Source organism: Devosia beringensis (assembly GCF_014926585.1).
GTDB lineage: Bacteria > Pseudomonadota > Alphaproteobacteria > Rhizobiales > Devosiaceae > Devosia > Devosia beringensis.
On sequence record NZ_CP045422.1, the window covers coordinates 1456733 to 1475948 of the forward strand.

At 65.5% G+C, this 19216-nt stretch carries 21 protein-coding genes; 4 read left to right on the plus strand and 17 right to left on the minus strand.

What is annotated here, in order from left to right:
• Positions 1-89 precede the first annotated feature (89 nt).
• Positions 90-851, plus strand: coding sequence for an IclR family transcriptional regulator domain-containing protein (locus GDR53_RS07060; RefSeq protein ID WP_193337359.1), 762 nt, complete (start codon positions 90-92; stop codon positions 849-851).
• Here GDR53_RS07060 and GDR53_RS07065 read toward each other — a convergent pair.
• The 5 genes from GDR53_RS07065 to pcaD all read right to left on the minus strand — a co-directional run bounded on the left by GDR53_RS07065 (position 843) and on the right by pcaD (position 4596).
• Complete coding sequence (locus GDR53_RS07065; protein WP_193337360.1) at positions 843-1874, minus strand: 3-carboxy-cis,cis-muconate cycloisomerase; 1032 nt, start codon at positions 1872-1874, stop codon at positions 843-845. The two genes, GDR53_RS07060 and GDR53_RS07065, sit on opposite strands and share 9 nt — an antisense overlap.
• A 173-nt stretch (positions 1875-2047) precedes the next feature.
• Complete coding sequence (pcaG, locus tag GDR53_RS07070; protein ID WP_193337361.1) at positions 2048-2668, minus strand: protocatechuate 3,4-dioxygenase subunit alpha; 621 nt, start codon at positions 2666-2668, stop codon at positions 2048-2050.
• Positions 2668-3414: a protocatechuate 3,4-dioxygenase subunit beta gene (gene pcaH, locus GDR53_RS07075; RefSeq protein WP_193337362.1), complete on the minus strand. Its 747-nt coding sequence runs from the start codon at positions 3412-3414 to the stop codon at positions 2668-2670. The genes pcaG and pcaH overlap by 1 nt, the downstream gene beginning before the upstream one ends.
• A complete protein-coding gene (gene pcaC / locus GDR53_RS07080) occupies positions 3411-3809 on the minus strand; it encodes a 4-carboxymuconolactone decarboxylase (protein ID WP_193337363.1) in 399 nt (132 codons plus the stop codon). Before pcaC ends, pcaH begins: the two co-directional genes overlap by 4 nt.
• Complete coding sequence (gene pcaD, locus GDR53_RS07085; protein ID WP_193337364.1) at positions 3802-4596, minus strand: 3-oxoadipate enol-lactonase; 795 nt, start codon at positions 4594-4596, stop codon at positions 3802-3804. The genes pcaC and pcaD overlap by 8 nt, the downstream gene beginning before the upstream one ends.
• A 136-nt stretch (positions 4597-4732) precedes the next feature.
• Between pcaD and pcaQ the strand changes: the two genes are divergently transcribed.
• Entirely contained in the window at positions 4733-5653 is a 921-nt protein-coding gene (pcaQ, locus tag GDR53_RS07090) for a pca operon transcription factor PcaQ (RefSeq protein WP_193337365.1), read from the plus strand.
• On the opposite strand, the gene GDR53_RS07095 is transcribed toward pcaQ, so the two are convergent.
• On the minus strand, positions 5654-6487 hold the full coding sequence (locus GDR53_RS07095; protein WP_193337366.1) for a helix-turn-helix domain-containing protein: 834 nt from the start codon (positions 6485-6487) through the stop codon (positions 5654-5656).
• Between the two features lie 86 nt (positions 6488-6573).
• Between GDR53_RS07095 and pobA the strand changes: the two genes are divergently transcribed.
• Complete coding sequence (gene pobA / locus GDR53_RS07100; protein ID WP_193337367.1) at positions 6574-7731, plus strand: 4-hydroxybenzoate 3-monooxygenase; 1158 nt, start codon at positions 6574-6576, stop codon at positions 7729-7731.
• Positions 7732-7764: 33 nt separating this feature from the next.
• On the opposite strand, the gene GDR53_RS07105 is transcribed toward pobA, so the two are convergent.
• Positions 7765-8316 carry a TetR/AcrR family transcriptional regulator gene (locus GDR53_RS07105; protein WP_193337368.1) on the minus strand — a complete coding sequence of 184 codons (552 nt, stop codon included), beginning with the start codon at positions 8314-8316 and terminating at the stop codon, positions 7765-7767.
• A 69-nt stretch (positions 8317-8385) separates the two neighbouring features.
• On the opposite strand from GDR53_RS07105, the gene GDR53_RS07110 reads away from it, so the two are divergent.
• A complete protein-coding gene (locus GDR53_RS07110; protein ID WP_193337369.1) occupies positions 8386-9399 on the plus strand; it encodes an SDR family oxidoreductase in 1014 nt (337 codons plus the stop codon).
• Positions 9400-9500: 101 nt separating this feature from the next.
• On the opposite strand, the gene GDR53_RS07115 is transcribed toward GDR53_RS07110, so the two are convergent.
• The 10 genes from GDR53_RS07115 to GDR53_RS07160 all read right to left on the minus strand — a co-directional run bounded on the left by GDR53_RS07115 (position 9501) and on the right by GDR53_RS07160 (position 19148).
• Positions 9501-10481 (minus strand): branched-chain amino acid ABC transporter permease, encoded by a 981-nt coding sequence (locus GDR53_RS07115; RefSeq protein ID WP_193337370.1) that lies wholly within the window; start codon positions 10479-10481, stop codon positions 9501-9503.
• Positions 10481-11368 (minus strand): branched-chain amino acid ABC transporter permease, encoded by an 888-nt coding sequence (locus GDR53_RS07120; protein WP_193337371.1) that lies wholly within the window; start codon positions 11366-11368, stop codon positions 10481-10483. Before GDR53_RS07120 ends, GDR53_RS07115 begins: the two co-directional genes overlap by 1 nt.
• Positions 11369-11431: 63 nt before the next feature.
• Complete coding sequence (locus GDR53_RS07125; protein ID WP_193337372.1) at positions 11432-12634, minus strand: ABC transporter substrate-binding protein; 1203 nt, start codon at positions 12632-12634, stop codon at positions 11432-11434.
• 41 nt (positions 12635-12675) lie between these two features.
• Entirely contained in the window at positions 12676-13410 is a 735-nt protein-coding gene (locus tag GDR53_RS07130; RefSeq protein ID WP_193337373.1) for an ABC transporter ATP-binding protein, read from the minus strand.
• Complete coding sequence (locus GDR53_RS07135; protein ID WP_193337374.1) at positions 13403-14176, minus strand: ABC transporter ATP-binding protein; 774 nt, start codon at positions 14174-14176, stop codon at positions 13403-13405. The genes GDR53_RS07130 and GDR53_RS07135 overlap by 8 nt, the downstream gene beginning before the upstream one ends.
• 8 nt (positions 14177-14184) lie before the next feature.
• Positions 14185-14964 carry a 3-hydroxybutyrate dehydrogenase gene (locus tag GDR53_RS07140; protein WP_193337375.1) on the minus strand — a complete coding sequence of 260 codons (780 nt, stop codon included), beginning with the start codon at positions 14962-14964 and terminating at the stop codon, positions 14185-14187.
• Positions 14965-15121: 157 nt separating this feature from the next.
• Positions 15122-16537 (minus strand): sigma-54 interaction domain-containing protein, encoded by a 1416-nt coding sequence (locus GDR53_RS07145; RefSeq protein ID WP_193337376.1) that lies wholly within the window; start codon positions 16535-16537, stop codon positions 15122-15124.
• 63 nt (positions 16538-16600) lie between these two features.
• Complete coding sequence (locus GDR53_RS07150) at positions 16601-17776, minus strand: acetyl-CoA C-acetyltransferase (protein ID WP_193337377.1); 1176 nt, start codon at positions 17774-17776, stop codon at positions 16601-16603.
• Positions 17773-18432, minus strand: a complete 660-nt coding sequence (locus tag GDR53_RS07155) for a 3-oxoacid CoA-transferase subunit B (protein WP_193337378.1) — start codon at positions 18430-18432, stop codon at positions 17773-17775. Before GDR53_RS07155 ends, GDR53_RS07150 begins: the two co-directional genes overlap by 4 nt.
• Complete coding sequence (locus tag GDR53_RS07160; RefSeq protein WP_193338006.1) at positions 18432-19148, minus strand: CoA transferase subunit A; 717 nt, start codon at positions 19146-19148, stop codon at positions 18432-18434. Before GDR53_RS07160 ends, GDR53_RS07155 begins: the two co-directional genes overlap by 1 nt.
• Positions 19149-19216: the final 68 nt, after the last annotated feature.

Sequence of the window (19216 nt, forward strand, 5' to 3'; positions counted from 1 at the left end):
TGCCCCAAGCCTTGCAGCCGCATGCTTGGCGGGCAAGGCAATTTGTGCGATATGATGATTTTGTTGACATAGCGCACAAACGAGGCGGCATGCAGACGACAGCGCGCGACATCATGGGTGGCCTGGGCAAGGGGCTTCTCGTCATCGAGAGCTTCACGGCCGAGCGCCCGCGCCAGTCGATTGCCGAGGTGTCGGCGGCGTCGGGGCTGGACCGGGCCACGGCGCGGCGGTGCCTCCTCACCCTGGCCCATTTCGGCTATGCCGATTATGACGGCAAATATTTCACGCTGACGCCGCGCATATTGCGGCTGGGCACGGCGTGCCTGGCCACCATGCCGCTGCCGCAGCTGGTGCAGCCGCAGCTCGACGCGCTGGCGGAAATGCTGGGCGAAAGCGCCTCGGTATCGATCCTCGATGGAGGCGACATCGTCTATGTGGCGCGCGCGGCGCAGCGCAAGGTGATGTCGATCGCGCTGATGCCGGGTTCACGCCTGCCGGCCTTTTGCACCTCGATGGGGCGGGTGCTACTGGCCGCCCTGCCCGAGCCGCAAGCCCGGGCGCAGCTGACGGCGACCCCGCTCGTGCCCCGCACCCGCCATACGCTGACCGACCCCGAAGCGATTCTGGCCGAACTGGCGCGGGTACGGGCGCAGGGTTATGCGCTGATCGACCAGGAGGTCGAACTCGGCCTGCGCTCGATTGCCGTGCCGCTCTACAATGCGCGCGGCGTTGTGGTGGCGGCGCTCAATGTCGGGGTGGCAGCGACCCAGGCCGGCGTCGAGGACCTGACCGGGCTCTATCTGGCGCCTTTGCGCGCCATACAGGCCGAGCTGCGGGCGATGTTAGGCTAGCCTGATCTGCTCGAGCAGGCGCAGGCTGAGGCGCAGGCTGGCGGCGGTGGTGACCAGCATGGGCGGCAGGGTCAGCCATTCGAGCGTCCAAGCGGCGCCCGAGCGCTCATATTCATGCACCATGGCCTGGCCCAGCGTGCCCGAGAGGCCAGCATTGTACCGCGCCAAAGCCACCAGCACTTCGGCGGCGACCGGATTGGCCTTGTGCGCCATGGAGGATGAGCCGCCCGCGCCTTCGAGCTTGAGCGCACCCAGTTCGGTCTGAGAGAGCAACGCCACATCGGCGCCGAACTTGCCCAGCGAGCCTGATATCAGCGCCAGGAGGTTCCCCAAGGCCACGATGGGGTCGCGCGTCGCCTGCCAGGGGCTGGCCGTGCCGAGATCAAGTCTTCTGGCCATGCCCGCGGCAATGGTGCCGCCATGGCCCTCGAAACTCTCGCGGTCGCCCACCGGCCCGCCCAGCTGCACCACCAGCAGCGTGCCGCGCATGGCGGTCAGCGCCTGGCGATGGCGGCGCAGCGGTTCGGCCCAGCTGTCGATCTTGGCGCGCCAGCGCGTCGGCAGGGCCGCCTGCATGCGGGTATGAGCCATGAGCGGCCGCTCGCCGGCGCTGCGCGCCAGCGCCTCGAACTCGGCCAGGAGGCCGGTCAGCCGGGCCTCATAGAGGTCGAAGATCTTTGCCAGGGACAGCATCAGCGCGGTGTCGATAATGTCCTGGCTGGTGGCGCCCCGGTGCAGCGCGTCGGCATGGGCCGGGTCCACGCGCGCGCGCAACTGCCGCAGCAGAGCCGGCACGACGACGCCATCGGCCAGCATGCCGGCAGCCAGCTGGGCGTGGTCCGGCACGAAGCCGGCAATGGCGTTCTTGATGGCGGCGGCAGCGTCGTCGCTGATCCAGCCGGCATCGGCACTGGCCTCGGCCAGCGCGACCTCGACCGCCAGCATGGCGGCAAGCTGGGCGTCGTCGGCGAGGATGGCGGCAATGTCATTGTCGCCGGCAAGGGCGGAAAGCCAGGGGGTCATGGCGCTATCCTATAGCGGTATTTGAACGCGCGAAACCTCTGCGGTCGCCTCCCTCCCCCTTGAGGGGAGGGAATGAGGGAGGGGGTCGATTGGATCAACCCTTGAGGGACCCCCACCCCGGCCCTCCCCTCAAGGGGGAGGGAAGGCAACCCGGCCCTCCACCCCTCCCCCCATCACATATCGAAAAACACGGTTTCTTTGTCGCCCTGCAGGTGAATTTCCAGCATGTAACGTACGGGATCGCCCTCTTCGCGGCGAGCGATCAGGGTCTGGCGGCGGCGCGGGTCCATGATCTTGTTGAGGACGAAATCGGTGCCATTGGCCTCGGCCTCATCCTCGAAATAGAGCCGGGTCTGCAGGCCGATATTGATGCCGCGGGCGACGATCCACAGATTGACATGGGGGGCCATCAGCTTGCCATCGGGGCCGGGCACGGGGCCGGGCTTGATAGTGGCAAAGCTGAACACGCCCTCGCCATTGGTGGGCTGGCGGCCCCAGCCGGTAAAGGCCGGTGCCGCATTGGAACTGGGGCCCATGGGCGGCACATAGGAGCCATCACCATCGGCCTGCCAGAGCTCGACCAGCGCGTCATTGACCGGGGCGCCCGAGCCGTCAAAAATCCGGCCGGCAATGGTGATGCGCTCGCCCTTTGTGTCGGGCGTCAGCATGGTGCTGCCGGGGTCGGTGGCGTAGACGCCGCGGATCTCGGCAAAATTGGGCGTCAGCCCGATATGGACATAGGGCCCCGCCGTCTGCGACGGGGTTTCCTTGAGCGTCGGGACCGGGTGCAGCATCAGTTCCCCTCCAGCTTGTTTTCGAACATGGTCGAGCGACGGCCGCGCAGCACGATATCGAAGCGATAGGCCAGCGCGTCCATCGGGGTGGTGTTGTGGCGGTCGAGCCGGGCGATGAGCTGGTCGATGGCCGACTTGTCGGCAATCGAGCCGACAATCGGGCACTGCCAGATCATCGGGTCGCCCTCGAAATACATCTGGGTGATCAGGCGCTGGGCAAAGGCATGGCCAAATACCGAGAAGTGGATATGGGCGGGGCGCCAGTCATTGCCGCCATTGGGCCAAGGATAGGCGCCCGGCTTGACGGTGCGGAAGGAGTAAAACCCATTCTCGTCGGTCAAGGCCCGGCCGCAGCCGCCGAAATTGGGATCGAGCGGGGCGAGATAGGCCTCCTTCTTGTGGCGGTAGCGCCCGCCGGCATTGGCCTGCCAGAACTCGACCAGCGTATTGGGCACGGCCCGGGCATTTTCGTCGAGCACCTGACCATAGACGATCAGCCGCTGGCCGATGGCCTCGCTGCCGTCCTGGCTGAAATTGCGGATGAGGTCGTTATCCAGGGGATTGATGCTTGAATGGCCAAAGGTCGGCCCGGTCAACTCGGAGGCGGTGCCGCCCAGCGAGAGCAGAGCGTGCTTTGGCGCGCGGAAGGTGGTGCTTTTATAGCCCGGCGTATTGGCCGGCGGATGCCAGGCCCGGTCGCGTGGATAAAGGGCGCCATCCGCGCCGGGTAGAATGATGCCGCTCATTGTGCCGCCTCCCGCTTGGCCTGTTCCTTGGCCAGTTCTTCCTTGGCAATCCTGAAGGCCCGGTTGGCTGCCGGTACGCCGGCATAGACGGCGACATGCAGCAGGGCCTCCTTGATATCGTCGGGCGAGCAGCCGGTATTGGCCGTTGCCCGCACATGCATGGCCACTTCCTCATCATGGCCCAGCGCCGCCAGCAGCGCGATGGTCACCAGGGACCGCTCGCGCTTGGTCAGGCCCGGCCGCGACCAGACCGAACCCCAGGCGCCTTCGGTGATGAAGCGCTGGAAATCGGCGTCGAAGGGAGTCTGGCGCGCGGTGGCGGCATCGACATGGGAGTCGCCCAGCACGGCGCGGCGAGTCGCCATGCCGGTGTCGAAGCGCGTGGGCTCAGCCATGGATGGTCTCCTTGAGAAAGCGGTCGATCAGCCGCGCCAGGGCGCCGGGCTGCTCGATAGAGGGAAGATGCCCGGTCTCGGGCAGGATGTGAAAGTGGGAGCCGGCAATGGCGTCGGCGCAACTGCGTACCAGCTCGACCGGGGTCGACAGATCGTCCTCGCCCGCCACGACCAAAGTCGGGGTGGCGATGGCGCCGATCTGCGTCCGCAGGTCGGTGTCGCGCAGGGTGGCGCAGGTGGCGGCATAGCCGGCGGCATCGCTGCGCAGGAAGAGATTACGCCAGCCGGCGAGCTCATCGGGATGGGCCTGGCGGAAGCGCGGGCTGAACCAGCGCTGCATCACCAGATCGGCAATGGCGCCCAGCCCCTGCGTATTGACTGTGTCGATGCGGGCATTCCAGCTGGCCGCGTCGCCAATGCTGGCCGCCGTGTCGCAGAGCACCAGCGCGCTCAGCCGCTCGGGCGCGCGCAAAGCCAGGCCCTGGGCGATCAGCCCGCCGACGGAGACGCCGGCCAGCGCCAGTTGGCCGATACCGAGGTGATCGAGCAGGCCGAGCAGGTCGTCGACATGATCGTCGAGCGTATAGTCGCCCGGCGGTGTATCGCTGATTCCATGGCCGCGCTTGTCATAGGAGAGCAGGCAGTAATCGGCCGAGAGGCGCTCGATAACGCCATCCCAGATGCGCGCGTCGGTGCCCAGCGAATTGACCAAAGCCAGCACCGGCGCCGTTGCCGGGCCGGTCAGCCGATAGGCCAGCAGCACCCCATTGATGCGAACGAAATCCATGGTTACTCCTCGCCCCGAGGATGCGCGCTGGGACGCGCCAAGTAAAATGATGACTGCTGCGTGACTCATAACCGGTGGATTATGCTAATGGGCATATCTGGCCAATGTCAGGCCGCGAGATAACCGGAGCCCGGCATTGCCGCAGCGCATCGACAACCGCATCAAGCTGCGGCACCTGAGCTGCTTTCTCGAAGTGGCCCGGCTCAACAGCGTCGGTCAGGCCGCCACGGCGCTGCATGTCAGCCAGCCGGCGATGTCCAAGACGATCCGGGAACTCGAAGAGATCGTGGGGGCCAAGCTCTTTGATCGCAGCCGGCGCCAGCTGGTGCTGAGCCCGTTCGGCGAGGTGTTCCAGCGCTATGCGGCGACCAGTCTGGCCGCCCTGCGCCAGGGGCTCGACGTGGCGCAAGGCACGCGCGAGGCCAGCGTGGTGCGGGTCGGCGCCCTGCCCACCGTTTCCGCCCGCATCCTGCCCGGCGCGGTCGCCGCCTTTACCGCTTTGCAGCCGGGCGCCCGCACCCGCATCATTACCGGGCCCAATGATTATCTGCTGGCGCTGCTGCGCGGCGGCGATGTCGACCTCGTCATCGGCCGCATGGCCGAGCCCGATGCGATGGCGGGGCTCTCCTTCGAGCATCTTTATTCCGAACGCGTCGTGGTGGCGGTGCGGCCGGGGCATCCGCTGCTGAGCCAAACCAGTTTCAGCCTGCGCCTGATCGAGGCCTACCAGACGCTGATGCCGACGCCCAATTCGGTGATCCGCAGGCTGGTCGACCGCCTGCTGCTGACCCATGGCATCAGCGACCTGCGCGATCCCGTCGAAACCGTCTCCAATGCCTTTGGCCGCGCCTATATCAGGCAGAGCGATGCGGTGTGGATTATTTCCGAAGGCGTGGTGAGCAATGACGTGGCCGAGGGCCAGCTCATGCTGCTGCCGGTCGATACCAGCCAGACCACCGGGCCGGTGGGCTTTACCACGCGCAGCGCCACGGTGCCCAGCCTGGCCGCCAGCAGCCTGATGCAGGCGGTGCGCGACGCAGCGGCGGGGCTGGCCTGATCAGCTCTGGCCGCTTCTGCGCAAGGCGGCCGGGGTCACCCCGAGCAGGCGCTTGACCACCCGGGTGAAATAGCCCGGGTCGTCATAGCCCAGCCCGGCCCCGATCTGCTGGATCGACAGCGTCGAGAACAGCAATTGCCGGCGCAGCTCCAGCGCCAGCCGCCGCTCGATCACTGCCAGGGCGGAAATGCCCAGCACCTGGCGGCAGACCCGGTTGAGATGGGTCGGGGTAATGCCCATGCTGGCGGCATAGTCGGCAATGCGCCTGGTGTCGCGGAAGCGGATATCGACCAGCGAGCGGAACGCGGCCACATGCAGCCGGGCTTTTGCCGCCCCCTCGCTGGGCGCTGCCGGCAGGCTGCGGCCACGCTGCAGCGCCACCTGCAGCACGGTGAGATGGGCGCGCATGGCCAGTTCATGGAACAGGCCTGGCCGGTCGGCTTCGGTCAGCAGCGCGTCGAGCGCCGTGTCGATGGCCGTGGTGCCGCTGACGATCACCCCGGCGGGCGGGCTGTCGATGGCCTCGCCCAGATCGCGCTCGAGCAGCGTCACCACCAGGCCCTCGACATTGTGGCTGAAGACATAGGCATGCACGGTCAGCGCCGGCACCACGACGATGGCCGGCGGGCGGAGCTCAAAGCCGGTGCCATCGAGCGTGGCATGGCCCCAGCCATGGGTGAGGCTGAGGATCTGGAAGAAGCGCTCATGGCGATGGGGGGCGATGCGGTAGTCGTGCAGCGCGCTGCGCGACTGGATGGTTTCCCAATGCAGCCAGTCCTGTCGGGCATCGGCATCGGCCTCGCCATAAAGCGCATAGGTGGGGATCCGGTCCATGTTCGGATAGTGCAAGAGATAGAGAGCCCCGTCCATTCCCCAAAACGCGGAAATGCGCATGCTGAGGTTAACCGGAGGGGAACACATTGCGCAGTCAGGTGGTGATTATTGGAGCAGGGCCGGCAGGGCTGATGCTGGGGCGGCTGCTGGAGCTGGCGGGGGTCGATGCGGTCATTCTCGAGCGCAAGAGCGCCGATTATGTCCTCGGCCGCATTCGGGCCGGTGTGCTGGAACAGGGCACGATCGCGCTGATGGATCGCGCCCAGGCGGGCCAGCGCATGCATGCAGAAGGCCTTGTGCATCAAGGAGTTGAGCTCAGCTTTGACGGCGACAGTCAGCGCATCGACTTTGCCGCGCTGATCGACCGCCATGTTATGGTCTATGGCCAGACCGAGGTCACCGCCGACCTGATGAAGGCGCGGCAGGGCCGCACCCTCTACGAGGCCGAGGACGTCGAACTGCACGATCTGGCTGGAAAGCCCTTTGTCACTTTTCGCCAGAACGGGGTCACGCAGCGGATCGACTGCGACTTCATCGCCGGCTGCGACGGCTTTCACGGCGTGGCGCGGCAGAGCGTGCCTGCATCGGCGCTGACGACCTTCGAGCGCGTCTATCCCTTTGGCTGGCTTGGGGTATTGGTGGACCAGCCGCCGGTGGCCGACGAGCTGATCTATGCCCATCATGAACGCGGCTTTGCGCTGTGTTCGCAGCGCTCGCATACGCGCAGCCGTTACTATGTGCAGGTGCCAACCGACGAAAAGGTCGAGAACTGGTCCGATGACAGGTTCTGGGACGAGCTGCGCCTGCGGCTCAATCCGGCCACCGCGGAGGCGCTGAAGACCGGGGTTTCCATCGAAAAGTCCATCGCGCCCTTGCGCAGTTTCGTCGCCGAACCGCTGCGCTTCGGCAAGCTGTTCCTGGCCGGCGACGCGGCCCATATCGTGCCGCCGACCGGGGCCAAGGGGCTGAACCTGGCCATGAGCGACGTGGCCGTGCTGGCCGATGCGCTGATCGAGCACTGCGTCGAGAAATCATCGGCCGGGATCGATGCCTATTCGGCCAAGGTCTTGGCGCGCATCTGGAAAGCGGAGCGCTTCAGCTGGTGGATGACCAGCCTGCTGCACACTTTCCCCGATACCGGCAGCTTCGGCCGCCGCATCCAGCGGGCAGAGTTCGACTATCTGTCCGGCTCGCTGGCCGCGCAGCAGAGCCTGGCGGAGAACTATACCGGCCTGCCCGACTGACGAAGCCGGATAGGCGTTACCCGGCTTTCAGCATCAGCCGATCAGTTTGCGGCACAGCAGCTTGATGGCCGCGGTCATGGCGGCTTCGTCCGGGGTCTTGAGCGCAATGCCATAGGCGGCGGCGCAGATTACCTTGGCCAGCATGGCCGGATCCTCGGTGCCGGCGGCCTGCAGGGCGGCGGCGATCTCGGCTTGGGCGCGCAGGTCGGTGTCGCGGACCCGGATCCCCGCCCGCCGATGCTCGCTCATGATCTCGGCGGCGTGGGGCGAACCCTCGAGGGACCGCGCCAGGCTGGCAAATTGCCCCGCCAGCGCATTGCCGATGCGCTCGGCAATATCCCCGGGGCCCTGCATGCCCCTATCATAGGCAGCCAGCAGCTCGTCCATCATGGTGTCGACAATGCCGGTAAAGACGGCGTCCTTGTCGGCAAACTGGGCATAGAGCGTCGGCTTGGCGATCTGCGCCGCGCGCGCAATGGCCTCCATGGTGGTGCCGCGCAGGCCATGGCGCAGCACCAGAATACGGGCGGCATCGAGGATGCGCCGCCGCTTTTCCATCATCCGCTCGTCAACCGCGTCAGCCAATGTTCGAATCCGTCTTGAACTGATTGAACGAATATAATATCTTTCGTTCAATTCGTAAAGGAGATCAGCATGACCGACCGTGTTCTCGTCACCGGCATATCCGGCTTTCTCGGCGGCCATGTCGCCCTGCAACTGCTCACTGCTGGCTACACCGTGCGCGGCAGTGTGCGCAACCTTTCCAAGGCCGACAAGGTCCGCGATACGCTGAGCAAGGCCGGCGCCGACACGTCGCGCCTCGAATTCGTGGCGCTGGACCTGCTGAGCGATGCCGGCTGGCGCGAAGCGATGGATGGCGTGCGCTACCTCCAGCATACCGCCTCGCCCTTTGCGCTGGAAACCCCCAAGGATCCCAACGACTTCATTCGCCCCGCCGTCGAGGGCACGCGCCGGGCCATCGAGGCGGCCCTGGCCGCCCAGGTCGAGCGCGTGGTGCTGACCTCCTCCATCGCCGCCATCCAGTATGGCCAGGCCGACTATGCGCGCACCATGACCGAGGCCGACTGGACCGATGTCGACAGCCCCACGACCGGCGCCTATCCCAAATCCAAGACACTGGCCGAGCGCGAGGCCTGGCGGCTGATGGACGCCGCCGGCCGCCACGATGACCTGGCCGTCATCAACCCGGCCGGCATTCTCGGACCGCTGCTGGACGAGGATCCCGGCACCTCGGCGACGATCATCCGCCGCCTGCTCGACGGCAAGCTGCCGGCGGCGCCGAAACTGGCGATGTCGCTGGTCGATGTGCGCGACGTGGCGGCGCTACAGGTCGATGCCATGACCAATCCGGCCGCCGGCGGCCAGCGCTGCATTGCCTCACAAGGCACCTACTGGATGAGCGATGTGGGCCGCATGCTGCGCCCGGCCTTTCCGGACCGCCGCGTACCGACGGGCGAATTGCCCACCTGGCTGCTGCGCGTGGTTGCCCTGTTCGACCGGGATATCCGCGACAATCTGCACGAACTGGGCACCATGAAGCGCGTCGATGGCCACCGCGGCAGCGAGCGCCTGGGCCGGCCGCTGATCACCGCCGCCGACGCCGCCATCGCCACCGGCCGGAGCCTTGTCGCCCATCACCTGGTGTGAGCGGGGGGTTGCCGCAGGGCAATGAGGTGCTGGCGGGATCATTCCATGCAGACAGGAATGCGCCCGCCCGTCGCTGTTGCCCTATCGCCAGCAGCCCCTTCCTAGAGCGGTTTCTTGAGCCACTTGGCAAGAACGCCCGCGATACCTTCGCGGAACAGTAGCACGCTGGCGACGAAGATCACGCCCTGCAGGACCGTCACCCAGGCCCCGAAGCCGGCAAAATAGTTCTGCATGGTGACGATGACGGCCGCGCCGATCAGGGGCCCGAAAACCGTGCCCATGCCACCCAGCAGTGTCATCAGCACCACCTCGCCGGACATGGACCAGTAGACATCGGTCAGCGAGGCAAGCTGGAAGACGATGGCCTTGGTGGCGCCGGCGAGGCCCGCCAGGGCGGCCGACATCACGAAGACGGCGAGCTTGTAGCGGTTGACCTTGTAGCCCAGCGAGATCGAGCGCGGTTCATTGTCGCGAATGGCCTTTAGCACCTGTCCGAAGGGCGAATGGATGATGCGGTAGATCAGCAGCAGCGCCCCAAAGACGATGGCCAGCACGACGAAATACAGCGTGTAGTCCGAGGTGAGGTCAATCAGCCCGAACAGCTTGCCGCGCGGCACGGCCTGGATGCCGTCTTCGCCGCCGGTGAAGGGCGCCTGCACCGCAATAAAGTAGACCATCTGCGCGAAGGCCAGCGTCACCATGGCGAAATAGATGCCCTGACGGCGAATGGCGAGCACACCGATGCCTAGGCCAAGCACGGTGGCCGCCAGCACGCCCAGCAGGATAGCAAATTCGGGGTTGAGCCCCCAGGCCTTGGCGGCATAGGCCGCAACATAGCTGGACGACCCAAAGAAGGCCGCATGGCCGAATGACAACAGGCCGCCAAAGCCGAGCAGCAGGTTGAGCGCACTGGCGAACAGCGCGAAGCACAGCACCTTCATCAGGAAGACGGGATAGAGCACGCTGGGCGCGATCAGGAGCAGACCGAGCAGGACGGCAAAGATCACCACATGGTGGCGCGGCGTGCCGATCGGCAGGGCCGCAGCGGCGGATCGATAGCCGGTTTCCGACGGGGTGGTCATCACTGAGTCCTTCCAAACAGCCCTGCAGGCTTGACGAGCAGCACGATGGCCATGATCACGAAGATCACCACGGACGAGCCTTCGGGGTAGATGACGCGGGTCAGCCCCTCGACGATGCCGAGGCCGAAGCCGGTTAGGATAGCGCCCAAGATGGAGCCCATGCCGCCAATGACAACGACGGCAAACACCACGATGATGAGGTCGGCGCCCATATTGGGATTGACCGAATAGATGGGGGCTGCCAGCACGCCGGCCAGCGCTGCCAAGGCAACCCCGAAGCCATAGGTAAGGGTGATCATGCGCGGAACATTGATGCCGAAGGCGCCTACCAGCGTCGGGTTTTCGGTAGCGGCGCGCAGATAGGCGCCCAGGCGGGTCTTCTCGATGGCGAACCAGGTGGCAAAGCACACCACGACCGAGGCGAACACCACCCAGCCGCGATAGTTGGGCAGGAACATGAAGCCAAGATTGGTGCCGCCCGAAAGTTCGGCAGGAATGGAATAGGGCAGGCCGGACACGCCATACTGGTTGCGGAACAGGCCCTGGATGATCAGCGCCAGCCCGAAGGTCAGCAGCAGGCCATAGAGATGGTCGAGATGGTAGAGCCGGCTAATCATCAGGCGTTCGATCACCACCCCGCTTGCGCCCACCACGATCGGCACGATCAGCAGCGCCCACCAATAGTTGATGCCGGTGTAGGTCAGCAGCATCCAGGCGACGAAGGCCCCCATCATGTACTGCGCGCCGTGGCTGAAATTGATGATGTTGAGCAGGCCGAAGATGACGGCCAACCCCAGGCTGAGCAGGGCATAGAACGAGCCGTTGATCAGCCCCAGCAGCAACTGGCCGAAAAGTGCCTGAGGCGGTATGCCCAAAAGCTCGAACATGACAAATGGTCCCGGTGGTAACGAAGGAGAACGCGCCGGCGGGGCCGGCGCGTCCGATAGCGACTAGTTGGTGATGAAGGCGCAGCCGCCATCGGCCAGTGGCCGGAAGGCTTCGTCCGCCGGAATGGTCGCCAGCAGATTGTAATAGTCCCATGGGCCGGTGGACTCGGCGGGCGTCTTGACCTGGAACAGGTACATGTCGTGCACCTTGCGGCCGTCTTCGCGGATCGTGCCTTCGCCGAACAGCGGATCGCTGGTGGGCGTTGCCTTCATCGCCGCCATCACGGCCTCGGTTTCCTTGCTGCCGGTCGATTCAACCGCCTTGAGGTAATGCAGCACACTGGCATAGACGCCGGCATGCACCATGGTCGGCTTCTTGCCGTCATTTTCGGCCGCGAAGCGCTCGGACCAGGCGCGGGTCTCGTCATTGAGATCCCAGTAGAAGCTTTCCGTCAGCACCAGCCCCTGCGCGGTTTCAAGGCCGAGCGCATGGATGTCGGTGATGAAGATCAGCAACCCGGCAAGCGCCTGGCCGGCCTGGGTAATGCCGAATTCGGCGGCCTGCTTGATGGTATTGACGGTATCGCCGCCGGCATTGGCGAGGCCAATCACTTGGGCGCCCGAGGCCTGCGCCTGCAGCAGGTAGGATGAGAAATCAGTGCCCGGGAAGGGATGACGAACGGTGCCGAGCACCTCGCCGCCCGCGGCTTCAACAACGGCAGCGGTATCCTTCTCCAGCGCCTGACCAAAGGCATAGTCGGCAGTGATGAAGAACCACCTGGTATTGCCTTCGGCAACCATGGCCGAGCCGGTGCCATGCGCCAGGGCCCAGGTGTCATAGGTCCAGTGCACGGTATTGGGCGAACACTGCGCGCCGGTCAGGTCGGCCGAGCCGGCGCCTGAATTCATGAAGATCTTGTTCTTCTCGCGGGTGATTTCGTTGACCGCGAAGGCAGCCGATGAGGTGGGCACGTCCACGATCAGGTCCACGCCATCCTGGTCATACCACTGCCGGGCAATGGTGGAGGCCACGTCGGGCTTGTTCTGGTGGTCGGCCGAGACGATCTCGACGGTAATGCCCTTGCCGGCGGCGTCGAAGTCCTCGGCCGCCATGCGCGCCGCGATGACCGAACCTTCGCCGGACAGGTCGGCATAGACCCCCGAGCGGTCATTGAGCACGCCGATCTTGACGGCGGTCTGGGCCAGGGCCGTGCCCGCCAGCAAGAGGCTGGTGGCCGAGGCCAGAATGAGTGTCTTGAAATTCATTGTTGCGTCTCCTCCGAGTGGTGCCGATTTCCGGCTTGGTGCTAGACGCCCAGATAGGCGTGCAGCTTGTTCATGTTGGCGGCGAGGTCGGCATTGGGGATGGTGTCGATCACCCGCCCCTGCTCGACCACGTAGTGCCGATCCGCGACCGAAGCCGCAAAGCGGAAGTTCTGCTCGACCAGCACGATAGTGAAGCCCTGCTGCTTGAGCTGGCTCAGTGTGCGGCCGATCTGCTGTACGATCACGGGCGCCAGGCCCTCGGTCGGCTCGTCCAGCAGCAGGAATTTGGCACCGGTGCGCAGGATGCGGCCAATGGCCAGCATCTGCTGTTCGCCGCCCGACAGCTTGGTGCCCTGGCTGGTGAGGCGCTCGCGCAGATTGGGGAACATTTCGAGCACCGCCTCGCGGCTCAACCCGCCCGGCTTGACCTGCGGCGGCAGCATGAGGTTTTCCTCGACCGACAGGCTGGCAAAGATGCCGCGTTCCTCGGGGCAGAAGGCGATGCCGGCCTGGGCAATGTGGCGCGGCTCCAGCCCGATCAGCTCGCGGCCTTCGAACTGCACCGATCCCTGCCGCTTGCCCAACAGGCCCATGATGGCGCGCAGCGTGGTCGTCTTGCCGGCGCCGTTGCGGCCCAGCAGCGTCACCACCTCGCCGGGCTTCACGTCGAAATCGATGCCGTGCAGCACATGGCTGTCGTCATACCAGCCCTTGAGATCGCGCACCGCCAGCAGGCTCTCGGCAGGGGCGTCGCTCGTTGCCATCGCTTCAGTCATGGCCTGCTCCAATATAGGCGTCGATCACGCGCAGGTCCTTGGAAACCACGTCATAGGGTCCCTCGGCCAGCACCTGGCCGCGCGCCAGCACGGTGATCCGGTCCGACAGATCGGCAACCACCGACAGGTTGTGTTCCACCATCAGGATGGTGCGGTTGGCCGATATCTTGCGGATCAGCGCCGAGATGCGCGCCACATCCTCCTGCGCCATGCCGGCCATCGGCTCGTCGAGCAGCAGCATCTCCGGTTCAAGCGCCAGTGTCGTGGCGATCTCGAGCGCCCGCTTGCGGCCATAGCTCAATTCGCCCGCCGTCTCGTGGGTAAAGCTCGACAGCCCCACCTCGTCGACCCGGGCCATGGCTTCCTCGTCAAGCTGGTGCAGCACCTTCTGCGAGCGCCAGAAATCGAAGCTGTCGCCGCGGCGGCGTTGCAGCGCGATGCGGACGTTTTCCAGCACGGTAAGCTTTGGAAACACCGCCGAGATCTGGAACGATCGTATGAGGCCGAGTCGGGCGATATCGGCGGCTGGCAGGCGCGTAATGTCGCTGCCATTGAGCGTGATGGTCCCGGCACTGGGCTGCAGGAACTTGGTCAGCAAATTGAAGCAGGTGGTCTTGCCGGCGCCATTGGGGCCAATCAGGGCATGGATCGAGCCGCGTCTGACATCGAGATCGACGCCGTTGACGGCCGTAAAGCCGGCAAAGCGCTTGGTCAGCCCGCGGGCGGAGAGGATCACGTCCTGCGCCGTCTGATTTTGTGTCGTCATGCCTGCGCTCATTTTGCGGTCCACCCGCCGTCAATGGAGATCGCCGAGCCGGTGATCGATCGGGCCAGATCGCCGCAAAGATAGGCCGCCAGTTCGGCGATTTCCTCGGGCTGAACGAATTGCCGTGTCGGCTGGGGCGCCAGCATCACATCGCGCACCACCTGTTCCTCGCTCATGGCGTGCAGGCGGGCCTGATCGGCAATCTGGGCGGCAACCAGGGGGGTCCATACGTAACCGGGACAGATGGCGTTGACGGTTATGCCCTTCTCGGCCGTTTCCAGCGCCACTGCCTTGGTCAGGCCGACCACGCCGTGCTTGGTGGCGACATAGGCCGACTTGAACGGGGAGGCGCGCAGGCCGTGCGCGGAAGCAATATTGATGATGCGGCCCCAGCCACGTTCGGCCATGCCGGGTACGGCGGCGCGGATGGTATGGAACGCTGAATCCAGGCTCACCGCGACTATGCGGTCCCAGTCCGCGGGAGGGAAGTCCTCGACCGGGGCGACCTTTTGCACGCCAGCATTGTTGACCAATACATCGAGCTGGCCGAAGGCGGCGACCACCGCGCCAACCAGGTCATAGCCACCGCCATTGACCGACAGATCAGACTGAAAGTAGCGGACCTTGGCGCCATGGATGGTCAGCGAACGCAGCGCGTCCACGACCTCGCCTTCAGCCTCGAAGCTGTTGATCGCCACATCGTAACCCATCGCCGCAAACCTGCTGGCGATCGAGAGGCCAATGCCGCTCGTTGAGCCGGTGACCAGTGCCACGCGCTTTGTTGTCATGCTCCACCCTGTAGCGGACCTTCAAGGGCCCGATGTTTTGCCCTCTACCTAACAAGTTCCGTGCCAAGTTCGGAACGCCCCGATTGGGGGCGTCTGCCGGGCATGTTTCCGACAAATGTGTGTGGCGAACAGGACAGTGTCCGGATTTCCGGACAGTTCAGTCGACGATATTGTGCCGCTTGAGCTTCTCGTAGAATTGCGACCGTGACACGCCCAGCCTGAGCGCCGCGGCCGACTTCTGCCCGCCGGTGGCCTGAAGCGCATCGAGGATAGCCTGACGCTCGGTATCCGCCACCGCGCTGGCCAGCCCCGCCGCTGGTGTGCCAAGCCGGGCTATTCCTGGCGGCAGGGCCCGGCCGATCACGCCGGCATCCATCACTGCGGTGGGCGCCAGGGCAGCGGCCCGCTCCAGCACATTGCGCAACTCGCGCACATTGCCCGGCCAGGCATGGCCCTGCAGCAGCTTGACCGCCTCGGGCGTGATCACCCAGCCGCTCTGGTCATCCGCGCGCAGCGTCTGCTCCAGCAGCGCCTCGCACAGCAGCGCCATATCCTCGCGCCGGTCGCGCAGCGGCGGTACATGCACGGTCAGTACGGCGATCCGATAGTAGAGATCGGCACGGAAGCTCCTGTCGGTGATCTTGGCTTCGAGATCCTGGGAGGTGGCAGCAATGATGCGGACATCGATCTTCTTGACGGTATTGGATCCCAGGGCCTCGATCTCGCCCTCCTGCAGCACGCGCAGAAACTTGGCCTGCACGGCCAGCGGCATGTCGCCGATTTCGTCAAGGAACAGCGTGCCGCCATGGGCCAGTTCGAACTTGCCTTGCCGGGCCTTCTTGTCGGCGCCCGTATAGGCGCCGGGCGAGACGCCAAAGAACTCGGCCTCCAGCAGGGCCTCGGGAACGGCCGCCATATTGACGGCCACGAACGGCCCGTCGGCGCGATCGGATTGCTGGTGGATGGCGTGAGCCAGCAATTCCTTTCCGGTACCCGTCTCCCCCAGGATCAGCGCCGCGCCGTCGCGTAGCGCAAAGCGCCGCACCATGGCCTTGAGGTCCTTGACCGCCTCGCTCTGGCCGACAAAGCTCGACAGCGAATATTTGGTGCGCCGCTCCCGGGTCAGGGCCGCCTGGGCCCGCGTGAGCTGCTTTTGCAGGGCCTCGAACTTATCGAGCATGGGCGCGAGGTAATCGACATTGTCGTAGAACACAAAGCCGATCGCGCCGTCGACCGCGCCGGCGGCATCCTTGAGCGGGATGCGGCAGACCACGAATTGCCGGTCGTTGAAATTCATGATGTCGAGGAGGATGGGCCGTCCGGTTTCGACCACGCGCCTGAGCAGCGAGTGCGGAATGACCTCCTCGACCGGCATGCCGATCGGATCGAATTCGGGCGCCAGCTTGAGCAGCTCGCGATAGCGGGTGTCCATCCAGGTGATGCGCGTCTGCGCATCGACAATGATGGCGCCCTCGAAAAAATCCCGCAGCAGGCTGAAGGCGCCTACCGCTTCCTCGATGCTGGCCAGTCCGTTGGCAGCCGGCCAGCGTTCGGTTGTCGGGATGTGCGCCATGGCCGGTCTCGCTTGATTGTTGGCCGGTCAGCCTAGTGCCCGCTTACGGCCGCGGCAACGCCATCACGCGCGCTCGACACAAAGCGCCACGCCCATCCCGCCACCGATGCACAGCGTTGCCAGGCCCTTGCGCCCGCCGCGCCGCGCCAGTTCATGCAGCAGCGTCACCAGCACGCGCGCGCCCGAGGCGCCGATGGGGTGGCCGATGGCGATGGCGCCACCATTGACGTTCACCTTGTCCGGGTCCCAGCCCATTGCCTGGTTGACCGCGCAGGCCTGTGCCGCAAAGGCCTCATTGGCCTCGATCAGATCAAGATCGGCGACGGTCCAGCCCGCCCTTGCCAGCGCCTTGGTCGATGCCGGGATCGGCCCGGTGCCCATGATCGCCGGATCGACACCTGCCGTTGCCCAGCCGGCAATACGGGCCAGTGGCGTCAGCCCGCGCCGCACTGCCTCATCGGCATGCATCAGCACCAGTGCTGCCGCCCCGTCATTGATGCCCGAGGCATTGCCGGCGGTGACCGAACCCTCCTTGTCAAAGGCCGGACGGAGCCTGGCCAGCGCCTCGGCACTGGTATCGGCGCGAATATACTCGTCGCTATCGACAACCACGTCGCCCTTGCGGGTCTTGACCGTCACCGGGGCAATCTCCGCCGCGAACCGGCCGGCCTGCTGCGCCGCGGCGGCCTTGTGCTGGGACATCAGAGCGAAATCGTCCTGCATCTGCCGGCTGATGCTGAATTGCCGCGCCACGTTCTCGGCGGTCATGCCCATATGATAGCCGCCAAAGGCATCGATCAGCCCGTCCACCGTCATCGTGTCGACGAACGTGATCGGTCCCATCTTGGCGGGGGCCCGCAACTGCTGGCAATGGGGCGCCAGCGACATCGATTCCTGCCCGCCGGCCACGATGACCTGCGCGTCGCCGGCGGCGATCTGCTGCATGCCCAGCGCCACCGCCCGCAGCCCCGAGCCGCAGACCTGGTTGAGACTCCAGGCCGTGGCGCCCTGCGGCACGCCGGCCCGCATCGCCGCCTGACGGGCCGGGTTCTGTCCGGCCCCAGCGGTGAGTACCTGCCCAAGGATCACCTCGTCCACGGCGCCAGGCTCCACGCCGGCGCGCTGCAAAGCTGCTGCAAGCGCTATGGCGCCCAGTTCATGCGCCGGCACGCTGGCGAGCCCGCCCATGAAGGCGCCGACCGCCGTGCGCGCCGCCCCGACAATGACGATATCGCTCATGCGGGCACCTTCAGGTTCGGTCCAATGCTGAAGCGCGCCTCGGTCTTGGCGGTAATCTCGTCCACGCTCACCCCGTCGGCCAGTTCGATCAGCACCATGGCCGGTTCGCCCCGCCGCTCCAGCGTGAAAACCCCAAGGTCGGTGATCACCAGGTCCGCCACGCGCTGGCCCGTCAGCGGCAGGGTGCAGGCCTTGAGCAGTTTGGGCTCGCCCTTGGCCTCATGTTCCATCACCACCACCACGCGCTTGACGCCGGCCACCAGGTCCATGGCGCCGCCCATGCCCTTGACCATCTTGCCCGGGATCATCCAGTTGGCGAGGTCGCCATTTTCGGCCACCTGCATGGCGCCCAGGATCGACAGGTCGATATGGCCACCCCGGATCATGCCGAAGCTGTCGGCGCTCGAAAAGAAACTCGTCATGGGCAGCTCAGTGACGGTCTGCTTGCCGGCGTTGATCAGGTCGGCGTCCTCTTCACCTTCGAAGGGAAACGGCCCCATGCCCAGCATGCCATTCTCGCTCTGCAGCCGCACGTCGATGCCGGCGGGAATGTAATTGGCCACCAGCGTCGGAATGCCGATCCCCAGATTGACGTAAAAGCCGTCCTGCAGTTCGTGCGCCGCGCGGGCGGCCATCTGTTCGCGTGTCCAGGCCATTACACTGCCTCCATCTGGGCGCGCGGCCGGACCGTGCGCTGCTCGATATGCTTGACCGGCTTGGGTACATGCACCAGCCGCGTGACAAAGATGCCCGGCGTGTGGATCTGGTCGGGCTCGATCTCGCCCACCTCGACCAGGTGCTCGACCTCGGCAATGGTCACCTTGCCGGCTGTCGCCATCATCGGATTGAAGTTCCGCGCAGTCTTGCGGTAGACCAGATTGCCCTCCGCATCGCCCTTCCAGGCATGCACGATGGCTATGTCGGCCACCAGGCCGCGCTCCATGACATAGTCGTCGCCGTCGAAGCTGCGCACTTCCTTGCCCTCGGCAATGATGGTGCCCACGCCGGTCTTGGTGAAAAACGCCGGAATGCCGGCGCCCCCGGCCCGGATGCGTTCTGCCAGCGTGCCCTGGGGGGTGAATTCGAGTGACAGTTCGCCCAACAGGTATTGCTGGGCAAAGAGCTTGTTCTCGCCCACATAGGACGAGATCATCTTGCTGATCTGCCGCGTTTCCAGCAAGGTTCCCAGCCCGATGCCGTCGACCCCGGCATTGTTGGAAATGACGGTCAGATCACTGACGCCCGACAGCTTGATCGCGGCGATCAGCGCCTCGGGAATGCCGCAGAGGCCAAAGCCGCCCGACATGATCACCATGCCATCCGCCAGCAGTCCGGCCATGGCCGTCTGTGCATTCGTATAGACCTTTTGCAAAGCCATCTCCTCGCCGTCTTGGTGGATTTTGGCCATGCCGCTCCCCGCCGCATGCCCTTGACGAGAAG

What these genes read in the sequence shown, in the direction of transcription:
- GDR53_RS07060 (WP_193337359.1), top strand. Translation starts at nt 90, where the DNA reads ATGCAGACGACAGCGCGCGACATCATGGGTGGCCTGGGCAAGGGGCTT.
- GDR53_RS07065 (WP_193337360.1), bottom strand. Translation starts at nt 1,874, where the DNA reads ATGACCCCCTGGCTTTCCGCCCTTGCCGGCGACAATGACATTGCCGCC.
- pcaG (WP_193337361.1), bottom strand. Translation starts at nt 2,668, where the DNA reads ATGCTGCACCCGGTCCCGACGCTCAAGGAAACCCCGTCGCAGACGGCG.
- pcaH (WP_193337362.1), bottom strand. Translation starts at nt 3,414, where the DNA reads ATGAGCGGCATCATTCTACCCGGCGCGGATGGCGCCCTTTATCCACGC.
- pcaC (WP_193337363.1), bottom strand. Translation starts at nt 3,809, where the DNA reads ATGGCTGAGCCCACGCGCTTCGACACCGGCATGGCGACTCGCCGCGCC.
- pcaD (WP_193337364.1), bottom strand. Translation starts at nt 4,596, where the DNA reads ATGGATTTCGTTCGCATCAATGGGGTGCTGCTGGCCTATCGGCTGACC.
- GDR53_RS07095 (WP_193337366.1), bottom strand. Translation starts at nt 6,487, where the DNA reads ATGGACCGGATCCCCACCTATGCGCTTTATGGCGAGGCCGATGCCGAT.
- GDR53_RS07110 (WP_193337369.1), top strand. Translation starts at nt 8,386, where the DNA reads ATGACCGACCGTGTTCTCGTCACCGGCATATCCGGCTTTCTCGGCGGC.
- GDR53_RS07115 (WP_193337370.1), bottom strand. Translation starts at nt 10,481, where the DNA reads ATGACCACCCCGTCGGAAACCGGCTATCGATCCGCCGCTGCGGCCCTG.
- GDR53_RS07120 (WP_193337371.1), bottom strand. Translation starts at nt 11,368, where the DNA reads ATGTTCGAGCTTTTGGGCATACCGCCTCAGGCACTTTTCGGCCAGTTG.
- GDR53_RS07125 (WP_193337372.1), bottom strand. Translation starts at nt 12,634, where the DNA reads ATGAATTTCAAGACACTCATTCTGGCCTCGGCCACCAGCCTCTTGCTG.
- GDR53_RS07130 (WP_193337373.1), bottom strand. Translation starts at nt 13,410, where the DNA reads ATGACTGAAGCGATGGCAACGAGCGACGCCCCTGCCGAGAGCCTGCTG.
- GDR53_RS07135 (WP_193337374.1), bottom strand. Translation starts at nt 14,176, where the DNA reads ATGACGACACAAAATCAGACGGCGCAGGACGTGATCCTCTCCGCCCGC.
- GDR53_RS07140 (WP_193337375.1), bottom strand. Translation starts at nt 14,964, where the DNA reads ATGACAACAAAGCGCGTGGCACTGGTCACCGGCTCAACGAGCGGCATT.
- GDR53_RS07145 (WP_193337376.1), bottom strand. Translation starts at nt 16,537, where the DNA reads ATGGCGCACATCCCGACAACCGAACGCTGGCCGGCTGCCAACGGACTG.
- GDR53_RS07150 (WP_193337377.1), bottom strand. Translation starts at nt 17,776, where the DNA reads ATGAGCGATATCGTCATTGTCGGGGCGGCGCGCACGGCGGTCGGCGCC.
- GDR53_RS07155 (WP_193337378.1), bottom strand. Translation starts at nt 18,432, where the DNA reads ATGGCCTGGACACGCGAACAGATGGCCGCCCGCGCGGCGCACGAACTG.